Origin of the sequence: Nocardia sp. NPDC003269 (assembly GCF_042888005.1) — a bacterium.
Taxonomy (GTDB): Bacteria; Actinomycetota; Actinomycetes; order Mycobacteriales; family Mycobacteriaceae; genus Nocardia.
In genome coordinates this window covers 104,286-120,161 of the sequence record NZ_JBIAPA010000005.1, presented here as the reverse complement: position 1 = coordinate 120,161, position 15,876 = coordinate 104,286, and the positions used below count along the sequence as shown (strand labels likewise).

The window sequence follows — 15,876 nt, the reverse complement described above, 5'->3', positions numbered from 1 at the left end:
CACGAGAAAGGCCCCGAGTCGACACGACTCGGGGCCTTTCCCGTTGTCCGGGGGCTCAGAGCCGCGGGGTGCGCCGGTAGGCCTCGATCGCCTCGAACTTGGCGAGGTTGTGCCTGGCGTCGGCCAGCGCGTCGTGCGCGTCGTCGGGGATCGGCGGCAGGTCGGGGCTGCCGTGCGCGGCCCAGTGCTGGCGCAGCTCGTTGGTGAAGCGCGGCATGCCCTTGGGCAGCGCGGTCATGTCACCCCAGAGCTGGCACAGCGCGACGTGGTCGTAGGCCGAGACCCAGGCCCACAGCTCCGGCTGCACGCTGGCGCGGGGCAGGAAGAACTTGAACAGGTCGTCGCGGATCTGTTCCCTGGTGCGATACAGCGGCGATCCCGCGGGCGGCAACTTCGGCAGCACATGTTTGCGCACCCACGGACCGGCCCGTCCCGCGTCGAATTCGGTGGAGACCGCGTAGTACTCGCGACCGTCCTCGCAGACGACGCCGATCGAGATCAGATCGATCGTGGTGCCGTCCTCGATGAATTCCGAGTCGTAGAAATATCGCAGGGAGATCGCCTCTTCGTGCCGGTGGGCGGCCGTGCCCGTCCGGGGAGGACGACGCGGTCCGTGACCCACGATGGGTCGGGAGAAACCCTATGACGATGGTTCGGGCGCGCGACGAACGGGTAGCCGGTACGCCGGATATTCGCCGGGCGGCGAAAGCCGTATTCTGATCTGGTGACCTGGACCGTCGACGTACCCATTGACCGCCTGCCGGAACTGCCGCCGCTCCCCTCGGAGCTGCGTAGCCGACTCGACGCCGCCCTGGCCCGGCCCGCGCTGCAGCAGCCGTCCTGGGACGCCGACGAGGCCGCGACGATGCGCACCGTGCTGGAGAGCGTGCCGCCGATCTGCCTGCCCGCCGAGGTGGAGGAGCTCAAGACCCAGCTCGCCGCCGTCGCGCGCGGCGAGGCCTTCCTCATGCAGGGCGGTGACTGCGCGGAGACCTTCGCCGACAACACCGAGCCGCACATCCGCGGCAACATCCGCACCCTGCTGCAGATGGCCGTCGTGCTCACCTACGGCGCGAGCCTGCCGGTGGTGAAGGTGGCCCGCATCGCCGGGCAGTACGCCAAGCCGCGCTCCTCCGACGTCGACTCCCTCGGCCTGAAGTCCTACCGCGGCGACATGGTCAACTCCCTGGTCGCCGACGAGGCGCTGCGCCGCCACGACCCCTCGCGCCTGGTCCGCGCCTACGCCAACGCCAGCGCCGCGATGAACCTGGTCCGCGCGCTGACCACCGCGGGCATGGCCGACCTGCACCAGGTGCACGACTGGAACCGCGACTTCGTCGCCCAGTCGCCCGCGGGCGCCCGCTACGAGGCACTGGCCGAGGAGATCGACCGCGGCTTGCGCTTCATGACCGCCTGCCAGGTGAACGACCCGAGCCTGAAGTCGGCCCGCATCTACGCCTCGCACGAGGCGCTGGTGCTCGACTACGAGCGCGCGATGCTGCGGCTGAGCGAGTCCGAGACCGGCGAGCCGCTGCTCTACGACCTCTCGGCGCACTTCCTGTGGATCGGCGAGCGCACCCGCCAGCTCGACGGCGCGCACATCGCGCTGGCCGAGCTGCTGGCCAACCCGATCGGCCTCAAGATCGGCCCGACCACCACGCCCGATCAGGCGGTGGAGTACGTCGAGCGGCTCGACCCGCACAACGAGCCAGGCCGGCTCACCCTGGTCGCCCGGATGGGCAACGGCAAGGTGCGCGACGTGCTGCCGCCCATCATCGAGAAGGTGCAGGCCACCGGTCACCAGGTGATCTGGCAGTGCGACCCGATGCACGGCAACACCCACGAGTCGTCCACCGGCTTCAAGACCCGCCACTTCGACCGCATCGTCGACGAGGTGCAGGGCTTCTTCGAGGTGCACCACGCGCTGGGCACCCACCCCGGCGGCCTGCACATCGAGCTGACCGGCGAGAACGTCACCGAGTGCCTGGGCGGCGCACAGGACATCTCCGACCTCGACCTCGAGGACCGCTACGAGACCGCCTGCGACCCGCGCCTGAACACCCAGCAGTCGCTGGAGCTGTCGTTCCTGGTCGCCGAGATGCTGCGCTGAGCGTCAGGACGAGCCCGGGGCGGTCAGCGATGACCGCGCCCGGGCTTCTCTTTGTCCTTGTCCGGGGCCGGATCCCTTCAAGGCAGGGCGGTGAGCGTCACGACGCTGCCCGCCTCCACATTCGAGTTGAAGCCCGGCACCTGGCCGATCACCAGTGAGCTGTCGGAGTCGGTGATGGACTTGACCTCCACCCGCAGGCCCAGCTGCTGGAGCTTGCTGCGGGCGTTGCCGACGGTCTGACCCATCACATTGGGCACCTTCACCGCGTTCGACACGATCAGCGTCACGCTGTCGCCGGACTGCAGGGTGGTGCCGACGGCCGGGTCGGTGCCGATCGCCTTGTCGCCCTCGACGCTCTTGTCGTACTGCACGCGGGTCTCGCGCACGGTCAGCCCGGCGCTGGTCAGGGCCCTGGCCGCCTCCTCGGCGGTCTTGCCGCGCACGTCCGGCACATTGACCGGCTGCGAGCCCTTGCTGCGGTACACCTTCACCTGGGCGCCCATCGGCAGGACGGTGCCCGGGGCGGGCTCCACCTTGGCCACCGAACCCTTCGGCGCGGTGCTGGGCGCTTCGCCGCTGTCGATCGGCTGCAAACCGGCGTCGCGGATCGCCTGGTTGGTGGTGCTGATCTGGTCGCCGGGCTTGATGTCGGGCACGCGCGGCTTGCCGTTGGAGATCAGCACCGCGACGGTGGAGTTCTTGGTGACCCGCGAACCCGCCGACGGATCGGTGCCGACCACCCCGCCCACCGGGATGGTGTCGGAGGACTTGTTGCGCAGCACCGTCTCGAAGCCCGCCTCCTGCAGCACCGCGACGGCGCGCTCGGAGTCCATGCCCGCGATCGGTGGCACGGCGGTGTAGCGGCCCACCCCGAGCCACCAGCCGCCGATGCCGACCAGCAGGGTCAGCGCGGTGACGATCGCCGCCCAGACCACGCCGGTCCGGCGCGAGGTGTTCTCGGTGGACGCGAACGGGTTGTGCTGCGGCGCGGGGGAGTGCGCGGACTGGTAGTCCTCGGGGCGCGGCCGGGGCGCGGTGACGACCCGGGTGTGCTGTGGCTGGGCGTGCGGCATCGGATGCGCGGCAACGGGATTCGGGGTGAGTGGACGCTCGCCGGGGTGGTGCGCGTCGCCGGTGCGGTAGCTCTCGCTGAGGTGCTCGGCCGAATCGCGGGGCGCGGGCACCCGGTACGGCGGCAGATTCAGCTCCATGGCGATCATCTGCAGCTGCGCGGCCATCTCGTTGGCGTCGGCGTAGCGGCGTTCGGGATCGCGGGAGGTGGCCTTGGCGACCAGCGCGTCGAGTTCCGGCGGCACGCCACCGATGAACTGACTCGGCGGCGGCACGTCGTTCTCCACCCGCTGATAGGCGACCGAGAGCGAGTTGTCGCCGGTGAACGGCACCCGGCCGGTGAGCAGCTCGAAGATCAGGATGCCGAAGGAGTACACATCGCTGCGGGCGTCGGCGGTGCCGGTGGTGACCTGCTCGGGCGCCAGGTAGGCGGCGGTGCCGAGGATGACGCTGGCCGAGGTGGTGTTGGCGGCGGCGACGGCGCGGACCAGGCCGAAGTCGGCGATCTTCACCTCGCCGGCGTCGGAGATCAGCACGTTCTCCGGCTTGATGTCGCGGTGCACGAGCCCGGCGTCGTGGGCGGTGCCGATGGCGCGCAGCACCGGCTCGGCGACGGCGCGCACCGCGTGCGGCGGCATCGGGCCGCGCTCGCGCAGCAGCTCGCGCAGGGTGCCGCCCTCGACCAGTTCCATGATCAGGAACGGGTACTCGCCGTCGACACCCTGGTCGTACACAGCCACCAGCGAGGGATGCTTGAGCTTGGCCACCGCCCGCGCCTCGAATTCGAAGCGGGTGAGGAACTGGGGGTCGCCGGCGAACTTCGGATCCATCACCTTGATCGCCACCGGACGATCCAGCCGGGTGTCGGTGCCCCGGAACACCATCGACATTCCGCCGCGAGCGATCGGCGCATCGATCCGATAGCGCCCTTCCAGCATCTGGCCGATCAAGTGATGTCCTCCGGCTTTCACAAACTTCGCACCCCTCGCGACACTGCGACAAGCGACCAGGCCACCGTGTGCGGCCCCCACGATCGTAACCGGGTCATGATGGCATGCCAGCCGATGCGGGCGAGGTCGCACGTACTACGGTTGTGCGGGTGAGTGCCTTCCCTTGCAGCGACGATGTGCTGCCCGACACCGAAACCATCGTCTCGCTCCCCGAGGCCGCCGACATACTCGGTGTTCCGGTCACCGCCGTGCACCAGCTGCTGCGTGACCACCAGCTCCTCGCGATCCGCCGCAACGGTGTCGCAGGCATTCCCTCCCGCTTCTTCGACGACAACGACGAGATCGTCCGGATGCTGCCCGGCCTCATCACCGTGATGCGCGACGGCAAGTACACCGACGAGGACATCCTGCGCTGGATCTACACCGAGGACGCCTCGCTGCCCGGCCGCCCCGTCGACGCCCTGCACGGTCCGCTGGCCCGCGAGGTCGTCCGCCGCGCCGCCGCCGAGCCCTTCTGAGCCCGCGGTCCTAGCGGCGCCCGGTCGCCCGCTCGTGCGCCCGGCGCCAGGCGGACGAGCGCAGCAGCCGCAGGCCGTTGAGGCCGACGATGACGGTCGAACCCTCGTGCCCGAGGACGCCGAGCGGCAGCGGCAGGTGCCCGATCAGGTCCCACAGGACGAGGACGCCGATGAAGCCTGCCGCGATGGCCAGGTTGGCCAGCACCACCCGGCGTGCGCGCCGCGACAGCGCGATCACGGTGGGGATGGTGGTCAGTTCGTCGCGGACGACGATGGCGTCGGCGGTCTGCACGGTCAGATCCGAGCCCGCGCCGCCCATCGCGATCCCCACGTGCGCGGCGGCCAGGGCGGGCGCGTCGTTGATCCCGTCACCCACCATCGTCACCCGGGACCCGTCGGCGGCCAGCTCGCGCACCGCCGTGACCTTGTCGTGCGGCAGCAACCCGGCCCGCACCGCGCCGATGCCGAGCTGCCGGGCGAGCCGGTCCGCGGTGGCGTGATTGTCGCCGGTCAGCAGGACCGGCACCCGGCCGGTGGACGCGGTGAGCGCGGCGACGGCGTCCGCCGCCTCGGGGCGGACCTGATCGGTGAAGCCGAGCACCGCGATCGGTTCGTCGTCGCGCAGCACGACCACGGCCGTGTGGCCACGGGACTGCGTCATCGCGACGATGTCCGCGGCGGTCGACGGTGGCGGCCCGACGGCATCGTGGTCGGCGAGTGCCGCCGCGGCGCGGGGATCGCCGTCGGTGAGCACGGCTGGTGAGCTCACGCGCACGAGCCTGCTGTCGACCAGCCCGGACACGCCGCTGCCGGGGTAGGCGATGAAGTCGCGGACGGCCGGGAAGACCAGCCCGCGCTGCCTGGCGGCGCGCACGATCGCCGCGGCCAGTGGATGTTCGCTCGGGTGCTCGACCGCGGCGGCCAGGCGCAGGACCTGCTCCTCGGTGACCGCGCTGCCCGGCAGCGGCTGGATCGCCACCAGCTCCGGGGTGCCGCGGGTGAGGGTGCCGGTCTTGTCGAAGGCGACGACGGTCGTCGCGCCCAGCTGCTCCATCACCACCGCCGACTTCACCAGCACACCGTGGCGGCCCGCGGTGGCGATGGCGGCCAGCAGCGGCGGCATCGTGGCCAGGACCACCGCGCACGGTGAGGCCACGATCATGAAGGTCATGGCGCGCAGCAGCGAATCCCGCAGCGCCGCACCGAGGATCAGCGGAACGGTGAACACGGCGAGGGTGGCGACGACCATGCCGATCGAGTAGCGCTGCTCGATCTTCTCGATGAACAGCTGGGTCCTGGCCTTGGTGCGGCCCGCCTCCTCGACCAGCGCCGCGATCCGGGCGACCACCGAGTCCGCGGCCCGGCGCTCGACCCGGACCCGCAGCGCGCCGGTGCCGTTGAGCGTCCCGGCGAACACCTCGTCGCCGGTGGCCTTGTCGATCGGCAACGGTTCGCCGGTGATGGTGGCCTGGTCGACCTCGCTCGCCCCGTCGACGACCCGTCCGTCGGCGGCGATCCGGTCGCCGGGGCGGACCAGGATCACGTCACCGACCGCGAGCTCGGCGGCGGCGACGGTCTGTTCGCCGTCGTCGGTGAGCCGGGTCGCGGTCTCGGGGGCGAGGGTGAGCAGCCCGCGGACCGAGTCCTCGGTGCGGGTGGTCGCCAGCGCTTCGAGCGCGCCCGAGGTGGCGAAGATGACGATGAGCAACGCCCCGTCGACGACCTGACCGATCGCCGCGGCCCCGAGCGCGGCCGCCACCATGAGCAGGTCGACGTCGAGGGTCTTGTCCCGCAACGCTTTCAGGCCCTCGAGTCCCGGTTCCCAGCCGCCGACGAGGTAGCAGGCCAGCAGCAGCGCCCACCACAGCCAGGCCGGTCCGCCGGTCAGCTTCGCGGTCAGGCCGAGCGCGAACAGCGCGATCGCCGCGGCCGCCCAGCGCATCTCGGGAATCGCGAACAGTCCGGTCCGCGCGGTCGATCCGCGCGCGGCGGTGACGGCGGGACGGGGCGGTGTGGCGGTGGACGAGACCACGGGGGCACCTCCGAGGCGTGGCAACAGGGGACCCGAGAATAACAGATCATATGAAGAGATATTCATGTGATAGGGTCCGCTAAACTCCACGCCATGGGACACGGTGTGGAAAGCGATCGGCCGGTGACCAGGCTGGACGCCGCGGCCGCCGCGCACGTCGCGACCACCCTGCAGGCGCTGGCCACCCCGAGCAGGCTGCTGATCCTGTCCGAGCTACGCCAGGGCCCGCGCCCGGTCACCGAGCTCGCCGAGGCGGTGGGGATGGAGCAGTCCGCCGTCTCGCATCAGCTGCGGCTGCTGCGCAACCTGGGCCTGGTCACCGGGACCCGCGCCGGGCGCAGCATCGTCTACAGCCTCTACGACCAGCATGTCGCCCAGTTGCTCGACGAGGCCGTCTATCACAGTGAGCACCTGCGGCTCGGCCTCGCCGAGCGGCCTGAGATCGCGGGCTGAGCGGCGCGTCCGCCCGGCGCTGAACCGGGTGTCGCGCGGGCAGGCACGATCCGGTGCGCACCCGACGGGCGTTCCACGGGCCGGTGCGGGTTCGCCCGGCTGCGGGCTCGTCGCCCGGATCAGCGTCGGACGGTGGCGAATCCCTTGGCCGCGAACAGGATTCGGCGATGCGTCGGCACCGTCGCCCGCCTCTCGAACACCTGGAAATCCGCCGCCTCGATGCGGTCGAGGATCTCGGCGTAGAGCACGGCCGCGGTACGGATCGCCGGGCGAACCCGTGGCTCGAGCAGGTCGACGCCGGGCTCGGCGCGGCGGTAGATATCGCGATTGACGGCGATCAGATGCGCCAGCGCCCGGCGCAGCGGCTGATCGACACGCCCTCGGGCGCGGCACGCGCGCAGGTGGGCTTCGTCGACGCCGAACGCGGCCAGTTCCTCGGTCGGCAGGTAGATCCGGTCGCGGTCGAGGTCCTCGGCGACATCGCGCAGGAAGTTGGTGAGCTGGAACGCCTCGCCCAGCGCGGCGGCGGCCGGTTCCGCGTCGGCGACCGGGACGACCGTGCCGAGCACCGGCAGCAGTTGCAGACCGATGGCGGCCGCGGAACCGCGCATGTACGCGCGCAACTCGGCCATGGTGGCGTAGCGGGTGCGGTGGCCCGCGGTGCCGGGCACGTCCATGCGCATGGCGTCGAGGAACGTCCAGAAGTGGGCGTGCGCGATGTCGTAGCGGCCGATGGTGTCGGCGGCGGCGGTGAGGATCTGGCGGCGGCGCGGGTCGCCGCTGTCGATGTCGCCGTGTTCGAGGGCGAGGCGGAGCTGCTTCTCCACCAGGTCGAGGTGCTGGGCCGGGCTGATCGCGGCGGGGCCGTCCGGCGCCGCGACGAACGCGCCGTCGCGTGGGTCGAGCACGCGGGCCGGGTCGTCGGCGTGGTCGACGATGTCGTCCACCATGCGGGCGAAGGCGTAGAGCGCGTGCACCGCTCGTCGTCGCGGTGGGGTGAGCAGGGTGGTCGCCAGGTAGTACGTGCGACCGTGCTCGGCGGCGATGCGGCGGCAGCTCGCGTACGCCGCGTCGAGCGAGTCCACGGTGGCGTCGGGTCCGGTGGTCGGCGCGTTCTCGCCGGCCGAGCGGGTGGGACGCGCCACCGGGACGGCGGCAGCTCCCGGACGCTGACGACTCATGCCCGGACGGTGGGCGCCGGTTCGCTGATGGCCCGGCGGGAACTGGCCGAGCGCAGGTGCAGCGGGTCGACGTGGCGCAGCGACACCGCGGCGACGACGGCGGCAAAGGTGGCCAGCGCGACGTGCCAGAAGTTGTACAGCCCGATCGACCCGTCCGGCTGGAACACCAGCATCAGCCAGGTGCACAACCCGACCAGCCACTGCAGCGTCACCGTCGACAGCGCGAAACCGGCGGCCAGCGCCAGCGGCCACGAGTAGTACCAGGGCAGCGCGGCGGGGGAGAGCAGCACGATCGCGACGAACGCGATCACTATGCCGAGCACGGCCTCCCGCTCGGAGTGCCGGAACCGCCACCAGATGGCGACCAGCAGGGCCACCAGGGCGAACTTGCAGAGTTCCCTGGTCACGCTGAGCACCGAGTCCAGCCGCAGCGGGGTCACCCAGGTGACCATGTGCGCCAGGATCGTCGGCAGCGACAGCCAGTTGATGATCTTGTTCGAGCCCTGCAGCGCGGTCACCCAGCCGAACCCGACCCCCGCGATCGCCGAGGCGGCGCCGAACACCAGCGCGAACACGCCGACGCCGATACCGGCGATCTTGGCGAAGACGAACAGCGGATGCGGCATGTCCGCCGACGGGCGGGCCGCGTCGGGATGCTTCTGGTCCTCGGACACTTCCGGATCGGTGGCGCCCCGCTCGGCGGCGCGGCGTTCCTTCTCGTGCAGGATCCAGATCCACACCAGGAACGGCAGCGCGACGCCCGCGGTGGCCTTGATCGCGACGCCGATGGCGACCACGACGATGCCGGCCACATGGTGGCGCTCGAGCACCAGCGCGATACCCGCGCACATCAGCCCGACCATCAGCATCTCGTTGTGCACGCCACCGATCAGGTGCACCAGCACGAGCGGGTTGAGCACCGCCAGCCACAGCGCCACGGTGGGCTTACCGCCCAGGTGCTTGGTCAGGTACGGCACCGCCCACATCATCAGCGCCAGGCCGGGCAGCATGACGATCCGCAGCGCGATGGTGCCCGCGATGACGTTGTCGCCGGTGATCATTGTGAGCACGCGGCCGATGAGCAGGAACATCGGGCCGTACGGCGCGGTCGTGGTGGTCCAGACCGGGCTCACGTTGTCCAGCAGCACACCGGGATTGGCGACGGGACCCACCTGGTAGGGGTCGAAACCGTCGCGCAACAGCGCGCCCTGGGCGAGATAGGAGTAGGCGTCGCGGCTGAACATCGGCGCCGCGAACAGCAGCGGCGTGATCCAGATGCCGACGATGGCCCGCAGCTCGTTCAGCGTGACCTGCGCGCCGTCCTTGCCGAGGGTGTTGCGGCCCAGCCGAACCCACGCCGTGATCATCATCAGCACACCGAGCCAGATGACGATCGTCGAGAGCGCGTAGCCGTGGCCGAACCGCAGCCAGGACAGGTGCAGCGCCTCGAGCAGCGGGTCGCGCTTGCGCACCGCGCCCGCGCCGAAACCGCCGAAGGTGATCATCACCGCGCCGAAGAAGCCCATGACGGCCGCGTGACCTTCGGGACTGCGGACGAAGTCGCCCGCGGTCCGTAGCCGGGACCGGACGCCGGGATCGGTCCCGGTGGGCATGTGGCGCTGCGGCTCGAGGGTGCGCGTGGTGTCCATGGGGCCTACGGTCGTCTCAGGGGGCGGCATGTTCGGTCGGTCCCCCCGGATGGTCGGCGGTCGCAACCGCGAGCTGATAAGTCGGCCGTCAGTTTACGGCTTCACCTTGGAACACTAGCCCGGTGGTCGGTGGCGTTGCGCGTCCGGCTGCCGGTGATTCGTACCGCGGCCAGCTTGCCCGACAGCAACGTGGTGGGTACACCCACCCCCGGAGTGGTGCCGCAACCTGCGAGAACGACGTTGTCCACGCCCCTTGGCAGGTTGCGCGGCCGGAACGGACCGGTCTGGCGGAACAGGTGGGCCACCGAGAACGGTGTGCCCGCGATCATGCCCTGCGCCGCCCAGGTGACCGGGGTGTCGACGTGGTCGATCCGGAAATGCTCGGCGATGCCGGTGTAGCCGCGCCGCTCCAGCTCCGCCAGCAGCTCGCGCAGGTACGCGGGGGCGAGGCGGTCCCAGTCCAGCGGCGCGGCGTCCAGATTGGGGCACGGCGCGAGCAGCGAGAACGGTTCGTGCCTGCCGTCGGCCCGGTCGACGTAGAGCCCGGGATCGGTCAGCGCGGGCCTGGTCAGCAGCAGCGACGGGTCGCTCATCACCCGGCCGCGGCCGCGGCGCGCGGAGATCTCGGTGAAGGTCGTCGCCCAGGCGGCGCCGAAATCGATGGTGTGATGCGCCTGCACCGGCCACCGCGCGGCGACCTCGGCGGGCACGGTGCCGTGCGCGACCACCGCGGACGGCGACGCCCGCAGCCCGCGCCGGTACCGCAGACCGAACCGGGGCAGCGACCCGAGATCGGCGGTCAGCACGACGGCGTCACAGGCGACAGCGCGGCCGTCGGCGGTGCGCACCGCCGACGCGCGGCGGCGGCCTGCGCGAGACCGGGGACGCCCGGTGCTCGAGTCCGGAGACCGTTCGGGCGACGACCCGGCGCCGGTCGTGTAGTCGACGCCGACGACCTCGGCCCCGAGCACGAGATTGCCGCCCGCCGCGGTGAACGCGTCGGCGAGCGCGCTGGTGATGGCGCGCATGCCGCCCTCGGGGAAGTAGACGCCGAGGCAGGTATCCATATTGGGGATCGCGCCGTAGAGCGCCAGCGCCTTGTCCGGCACCGTGCCCGCGTAGAGCGCCTGGAAGGTGAACAGCCGGGCCAGCCGCTCGTCCCGCAGATAGGACCGCACCCGCGGCCCCAGCTTGCCGAAGCCGCCGAGGCGGGCGAGCGTGGTCAGCCCGGCGCGCGCGGACGCGCTGCGCACCAGGTCCAGCGGCGAATCGAAGTTCGCGTCCATGAACTCGGTGTACTCGGCGTCGTAGATCCGGCCCAGCCAGCCGCGCAGCCGCCGGTAGTTGCGGGCCTCGGCCGGTCCGCAGGTCGCGGCCACCTCGGCGGCCATCGCCTCGGCGTCGTCGAAGACGCGGATGTCGGTGCCGTCGGCGTAGCGCGCGTGATAGGCGGGCGCCAGGCGGTGGATGCGCAGGCCCACGTCCGCCCGCGTCTGCCCGACCGCGGCCAGCGCCTCGTCGATCAGCTCCGGCAGCGTGAGCACGGTGGCCCCATTGTCGATCTCGTAGTCGCCGAACCGGTAGCGCCCGACCCGGCCGCCCGGATGATCGGCCCGTTCGAGCACGGTCACCTCGCGGCCCGCGCCGCGCAGATGCAGCGCGGCGGCCAGCCCGGCGAGCCCCGCGCCGACCACGACGACATGATTCGTCTGTCCCACAACGCTTCTCATCGCGGGCTCAGGCGGTGCGGCGGGTGGCGGCCAGCGCCATGTCGTGCAGTAACCGCTTGGCCTGCGCGGTGGCGCTGCTCGTGGCCACCGCGCGCAGGCCGGTGTCGGTGAGCTCGGTGATCCGGCGCTCGACCTCGTCGACCGCGCCGAGCTCGGTGAGCAGCGCGCGCAGCCGGTCGACCGCCGCGTCGTCGAGATCGGTGCCGAGTCCGGTGCGGATCAGGGCCGCGGGCTCCGGCTCCGCGCGCCGCAGCGCCTCCGCGATGAGCACGGTGCGCTTGCCCTCGCGCAGGTCGTCGCCGGACGGCTTGCCGGTGACGGCGGGGTCGCCGAACACGCCGAGCAGGTCGTCGCGCAGCTGGAAGGCGATGCCGACGTCGGTGCCGTAGGTGCGCAGCGCCGCCACCAGGGCGTCGTCGGCCCCGGCCAGCGCGGCGCCCAGGTGCAGCGGGCGCTCGATGGTGTACGCGGCGGTCTTGTACCGGTTGATCCGCAGCGCGGCCTCCACCGATTCGTCGCCGCCAGCCTCGCCGTTGATGTCGAGCAGCTGCCCGCCCAGCACCTCGGTGCGCATCCGCGCCCAGACCGGGGCGAACCTGGCCAGCGCGGCGGGGGCGAGCCCGGCCTCGTGCACCAGGTCGTCGGCCCAGGCCAGGGCGAGATCGCCGATCAGGATGGCGACAGCCCGGCCGTACTCGGCGCCGTCGCCGGGCCAGCCCGCCGCGCGATGCCGGTCCTCGAACTCGATGTGCACGGTCGGGTAGCCGCGCCGGGTCTGCGAGGAATCGATGATGTCGTCGTGCACCAGCGCGCACGCCTGCACCAGTTCCAGCGCCGCGCAGGCGGTGAGCACCGCGGCCGCGTCCGGTCCGGCCGGATCGCCGCCGGCGCCGAGCCAGCCGGTCCAGGCGAAGCCCGGCCGGGTGCGCTTACCGCCCCGGATGACGAACTGTTCCAGCGCCAGGGCGGCGTCGACGAAGACCGGCCCGAGCGGCTCGACGATCTCGCGCCGCGAGGCGAAGAAATCGGCAAGCACCTGCTCGACCGCGGCGACGAACGCGGGCGTGCCCGGCGTGAGCGTGGCGAGATCGACCGTCTCCGACGTGTCGGCGACGGACCGGGACAGCGGGGTACCGATTCCGGCGGACAGGGTGGCCTCCAGGTGCGGGAGTGGGCGAGCGGATGGACGCCGATCGCACGCGGCGGCGCGATCACCGGGGTTCTGTCGCAGAATACGCGGGTGGCGCGGGGGTGTCGTCGGCGCACAGGGCCGCTGCGACCGACCCCACACCCGGCGTTTCGGCGGCGTCTGCGTGGCGCGCAGGTCGCGTCCAGCAGACTTGACGGTCGCGCGGCCGGTCCGTGCCCGATTTCGGGTGGCGATGGCCGTCGATTCCCGGTCGGCGCCGCGGCGTCGGGGCGCACCACTACACTGAACCGGTGACATTCGACGATGGACGGGGACGTTCGACCCCTGATCGACCCGCCCGGAAGCAGTCGATCGTCTCGAACACCCCCTCGGTGGTGCAGAGCCTGCGTGCCCACTCGGGCAGCGGCGTGCCCTTCTCCGTGGAGTTCAACCCGCCCCGCGACGCGGCGGGCGAGGCCCGGCTGTGGCGCGCGGTCCGCGAGTTCGAGTGCATGCACCCGGCCTATGTGTCGATGACCTACGGCGCCGGCGGCTCCACCAAGGACCGCACCGTGCGGATCACCGGTGAGCTGGCCACCGAGACCACCCTGCTCCCCGTCGCCCACCTCACCGCCGTCGGTCACAGCATCGACGAGCTGCGCGCGCTGGTCGGTTCCTACGCCGACTCCGGCATCCGCAACCTGCTCGTCCTGCGCGGCGACCCGCCGGGCGATCCGCTCGGCGAGTGGCGCAAGCATCCCGAGGGCGTCGAGTACGCCGAGGAACTGGTGCGCATCGTGCGCGACCTGGGCGATTTCCACGTCGGTGTCGCCTCGTTCCCGCAGGGGCACCACCGCTCGCCCGACCTCGACCACGACACCCGGCAGCTGGCCGCGAAACTGCGTGCGGGCGCGGAGTATTCGATCACCCAGATGTTCTTCGACGTCGAGCACTACCTGCGACTGCGCGACCGGGTGGTGGCGATGGACCCGGTCGAGGGCGCCAAGCCGATCATCCCCGAGCTGATGCCGATCACCTCGCTGCGCACCGTGCAGCGCGCCGAGGAGCTGTGCGGTCGTCCGCTCGAGCCGTCGGTGCTGGCCCGGCTGACCCGCGCCGCGGGCACCGGCCCGGAAGAGGACAAGGCGGCCGTGCGCGCCGAGGGCATCCAGATCGCCACCGAGATGGCCCAGCGCCTGATCGACGAGGGCGCCCCCTGCCTGCACTTCATCACCCTGAACTTCGCGAAGGCGACCAGCGAGGTCCTCACCAACCTCGGCTACGGCGTGACGGCGGCCCCGCTCAGCGCGTGAGCGTCAGCTCGGTCCACACCCGCTCCCAGTTCCTGGTCATCGCCGGATAGACGATCAGGTACCGGAACGGCTTGATGAAGGCCATGTAGGCGCGCCCGAACCATCCGTTCGGTTTCACCAGCACCGCCATCTGCAGGTGGTAGCCGGGCCCGTCGTCGTCGGGCACCCACCCCAGGTGCATCACCCCGTGCATGGTGCCGTTGGCGATCTCGGCGGCGTATTCGTCGTCGAGGACGTACACGCTGGTGAACGGGCTGTCCGTGTCATCGGGCACCGGCGTGTCCCGTAGGTCGGCGGGCAACCGATCCCGCAGCGACGGCACCCGCCTACCCGTTCCGGCCGACTCCCGATCCCACCCGAACACCTCGCCCAGCTTCCAGCGGATCGTGAACAACACCCCGGTGACGCCGGACGACTCGGACGCCCGCTCCGCCTGCAACGCCGCGAGCAAAACGGGAAAATCCCCGGCCTGCCCACCCGGCGTCCGAAACCGCCACACATCCTCGACCTCGAAATCCGGGGCGATCTCGTGAACGCGCCACCCTCGCCCCGTGTGCGCCACAGCCGGAACTCGCATGAGAACCCTCTCTCCGTACGGATGCGTATGGAAAGAGCGTACCCCTGTTGTACGCCTGCGTATAGATCCGATGCGGGCAGCGGTGGAATCCGGCGATCGTGTCGGCGCGTGCGGGCCGCGGACACGTTCGTGTCCGAGTCGAAACGACTCCGGGCAATTCGTACAGCAACGGCGCGGCACCCCGGACTCGCCGAACGCTGTTGGCGCATCACGGAATTCGTGACCTAGGGTGCCCGGCATGCCCAGCTACCTGCACGAAGGTGTCCTGGAATTGTTCCGAGCGGATCTCACCTTGGCCGCCACCCTCATCGCCGAAGTCTGCGATGTCCCCGTTCCCGGCTACACCGGAGCGACCACCGAGCAGTGCGACTTCTCCGATATCGGCCCCAAGGAGTTCCGTGGCGATCTCGCGCTGAGTCTGCACGACGCCGACGGTGTGGCCGTCCTCGGCATCTGCGTCGAGGTCCAGCTCTCGGAGAAGCCGCACAAGCAATGGAGCTGGCCGGTCTACCTGACCACCCTGCGCGCCCGATTGCGCTGTCCCGTAGTGCTTCTGGTCGTCGTGCCCAACACCCGCGTGGCCGCCTGGGCGGGCACACCGATCGATATCGGCCACCCGGGTTTCGCCCTGCGCCCCCTCGTCGTCGGCCCGGACCGCGTGCCGCTGGTGACCGACCCCATGGAGGCCGCGTCCTCCCCGGAACGCGCCGTCCTCTCGGCCATGGCGCACGGCAACGGACCCCACTCCGGCGAGGTCTTCACCGCCCTCCTCGTCGGCCTGACGAAGACCGACGACGAACGTGCGCGGATGTACCATGACCTGGTCGATGAGGTGTTGTCCGAGGCGGCCAGCCGACGGTTGGAGGAATTGATGACGATGACCTACGAATACCAGGGCCGGATCGCCCGCAAGTACGTCGAGCAGGGCCGACAAGAAGGCCGCGAAGAGGGCCGCGAAGAAGCTACCGCGGCCAGCATCCTCACCGTTCTCGGTGCGCGTCGACTCGTTGTCTCCGACGAGCAGCGGGCTCGTATCGAGAGTTGCCGAGACATGAACCAACTCGAGACCTGGCTGAAGCGCGCGATCGACGCCGCCATGACCGCCGACATCTTCGACTGATTCGACCCACTTCGTGAGACGCCGAGGGGAGGGGTCGCGGTAG

Annotated in this window: 13 protein-coding genes; 5 read left to right on the top strand and 8 right to left on the bottom strand. The window is 71.2% G+C overall.

The window, feature by feature from the left end:
- Positions 1-55: 55 nt before the first annotated feature.
- Positions 56-553 (bottom strand): polyadenylate-specific 3'-exoribonuclease AS, encoded by a 498-nt coding sequence (locus ACFYWJ_RS31815; RefSeq protein ID WP_355280183.1) that lies wholly within the window; start codon positions 551-553, stop codon positions 56-58.
- Positions 554-724: 171 nt separating this feature from the next.
- Here ACFYWJ_RS31815 and ACFYWJ_RS31810 point away from each other — a divergent pair, with 171 nt between their 5' ends.
- Entirely contained in the window at positions 725-2,110 is a 1,386-nt protein-coding gene (locus tag ACFYWJ_RS31810) for a class II 3-deoxy-7-phosphoheptulonate synthase (RefSeq protein ID WP_355280124.1), read from the top strand.
- Between the two features lie 77 nt (positions 2,111-2,187).
- Here the strand turns inward: ACFYWJ_RS31810 and pknB are convergent, their stop codons facing one another.
- The gene (gene pknB, locus ACFYWJ_RS31805) at positions 2,188-4,152 is read right to left on the bottom strand and encodes a Stk1 family PASTA domain-containing Ser/Thr kinase (RefSeq protein WP_387163533.1); all 1,965 of its coding nucleotides are present in this window, start codon (positions 4,150-4,152) and stop codon (positions 2,188-2,190) included.
- A 128-nt stretch (positions 4,153-4,280) separates the two neighbouring features.
- On the opposite strand from pknB, the gene ACFYWJ_RS31800 reads away from it, so the two are divergent.
- On the top strand, positions 4,281-4,649 hold the full coding sequence (locus tag ACFYWJ_RS31800) for an Rv2175c family DNA-binding protein (RefSeq protein WP_355280127.1): 369 nt from the start codon (positions 4,281-4,283) through the stop codon (positions 4,647-4,649).
- 10 nt (positions 4,650-4,659) lie between these two features.
- On the opposite strand, the gene ACFYWJ_RS31795 is transcribed toward ACFYWJ_RS31800, so the two are convergent.
- A complete protein-coding gene (locus ACFYWJ_RS31795) occupies positions 4,660-6,681 on the bottom strand; it encodes a heavy metal translocating P-type ATPase (RefSeq protein ID WP_355280129.1) in 2,022 nt (673 codons plus the stop codon).
- Between the two features lie 93 nt (positions 6,682-6,774).
- Between ACFYWJ_RS31795 and ACFYWJ_RS31790 the strand changes: the two genes are divergently transcribed.
- Positions 6,775-7,134 (top strand): metalloregulator ArsR/SmtB family transcription factor, encoded by a 360-nt coding sequence (locus ACFYWJ_RS31790; RefSeq protein WP_355280132.1) that lies wholly within the window; start codon positions 6,775-6,777, stop codon positions 7,132-7,134.
- Positions 7,135-7,253: 119 nt separating this feature from the next.
- On the opposite strand, the gene ACFYWJ_RS31785 is transcribed toward ACFYWJ_RS31790, so the two are convergent.
- From ACFYWJ_RS31785 to ACFYWJ_RS31770, 4 genes are all read right to left on the bottom strand, one after another.
- On the bottom strand, positions 7,254-8,315 hold the full coding sequence (locus ACFYWJ_RS31785) for a phytoene/squalene synthase family protein (RefSeq protein WP_355280134.1): 1,062 nt from the start codon (positions 8,313-8,315) through the stop codon (positions 7,254-7,256).
- Positions 8,312-9,964 (bottom strand): alpha-(1->6)-mannopyranosyltransferase A, encoded by a 1,653-nt coding sequence (locus tag ACFYWJ_RS31780; RefSeq protein ID WP_387163529.1) that lies wholly within the window; start codon positions 9,962-9,964, stop codon positions 8,312-8,314. The genes ACFYWJ_RS31785 and ACFYWJ_RS31780 overlap by 4 nt, the downstream gene beginning before the upstream one ends.
- 101 nt (positions 9,965-10,065) lie before the next feature.
- Positions 10,066-11,694 (bottom strand): phytoene desaturase family protein, encoded by a 1,629-nt coding sequence (crtI, locus tag ACFYWJ_RS31775; RefSeq protein WP_355280136.1) that lies wholly within the window; start codon positions 11,692-11,694, stop codon positions 10,066-10,068.
- 7 nt (positions 11,695-11,701) lie between these two features.
- Positions 11,702-12,856, bottom strand: coding sequence for a polyprenyl synthetase family protein (locus ACFYWJ_RS31770; protein WP_387163610.1), 1,155 nt, complete (start codon positions 12,854-12,856; stop codon positions 11,702-11,704).
- 278 nt (positions 12,857-13,134) lie between these two features.
- Between ACFYWJ_RS31770 and ACFYWJ_RS31765 the strand changes: the two genes are divergently transcribed.
- Positions 13,135-14,136: a methylenetetrahydrofolate reductase gene (locus ACFYWJ_RS31765; protein ID WP_378833268.1), complete on the top strand. Its 1,002-nt coding sequence runs from the start codon at positions 13,135-13,137 to the stop codon at positions 14,134-14,136.
- Here ACFYWJ_RS31765 and ACFYWJ_RS31760 read toward each other — a convergent pair.
- Positions 14,126-14,713: a DUF2867 domain-containing protein gene (locus tag ACFYWJ_RS31760; RefSeq protein WP_378833266.1), complete on the bottom strand. Its 588-nt coding sequence runs from the start codon at positions 14,711-14,713 to the stop codon at positions 14,126-14,128. The genes ACFYWJ_RS31765 and ACFYWJ_RS31760 overlap by 11 nt on opposite strands.
- A 238-nt stretch (positions 14,714-14,951) precedes the next feature.
- On the opposite strand from ACFYWJ_RS31760, the gene ACFYWJ_RS31755 reads away from it, so the two are divergent.
- Positions 14,952-15,833, top strand: coding sequence for a hypothetical protein (locus ACFYWJ_RS31755; protein WP_355280140.1), 882 nt, complete (start codon positions 14,952-14,954; stop codon positions 15,831-15,833).
- The last annotated feature ends 43 nt before the right edge of the window (positions 15,834-15,876 follow it).

Excerpts from the sequence above, each read along its gene's own strand:
- ACFYWJ_RS31790 (WP_355280132.1), top strand. The coding sequence starts at position 6,775 with ATGGGACACGGTGTGGAAAGCGATCGGCCGGTGACCAGGCTGGACGCC.
- ACFYWJ_RS31760 (WP_378833266.1), bottom strand. The coding sequence starts at position 14,713 with ATGCGAGTTCCGGCTGTGGCGCACACGGGGCGAGGGTGGCGCGTTCAC.
- crtI (WP_355280136.1), bottom strand. The coding sequence starts at position 11,694 with ATGAGAAGCGTTGTGGGACAGACGAATCATGTCGTCGTGGTCGGCGCG.
- ACFYWJ_RS31780 (WP_387163529.1), bottom strand. The coding sequence starts at position 9,964 with ATGGACACCACGCGCACCCTCGAGCCGCAGCGCCACATGCCCACCGGG.
- ACFYWJ_RS31755 (WP_355280140.1), top strand. The coding sequence starts at position 14,952 with ATGCCCAGCTACCTGCACGAAGGTGTCCTGGAATTGTTCCGAGCGGAT.
- ACFYWJ_RS31785 (WP_355280134.1), bottom strand. The coding sequence starts at position 8,315 with ATGAGTCGTCAGCGTCCGGGAGCTGCCGCCGTCCCGGTGGCGCGTCCC.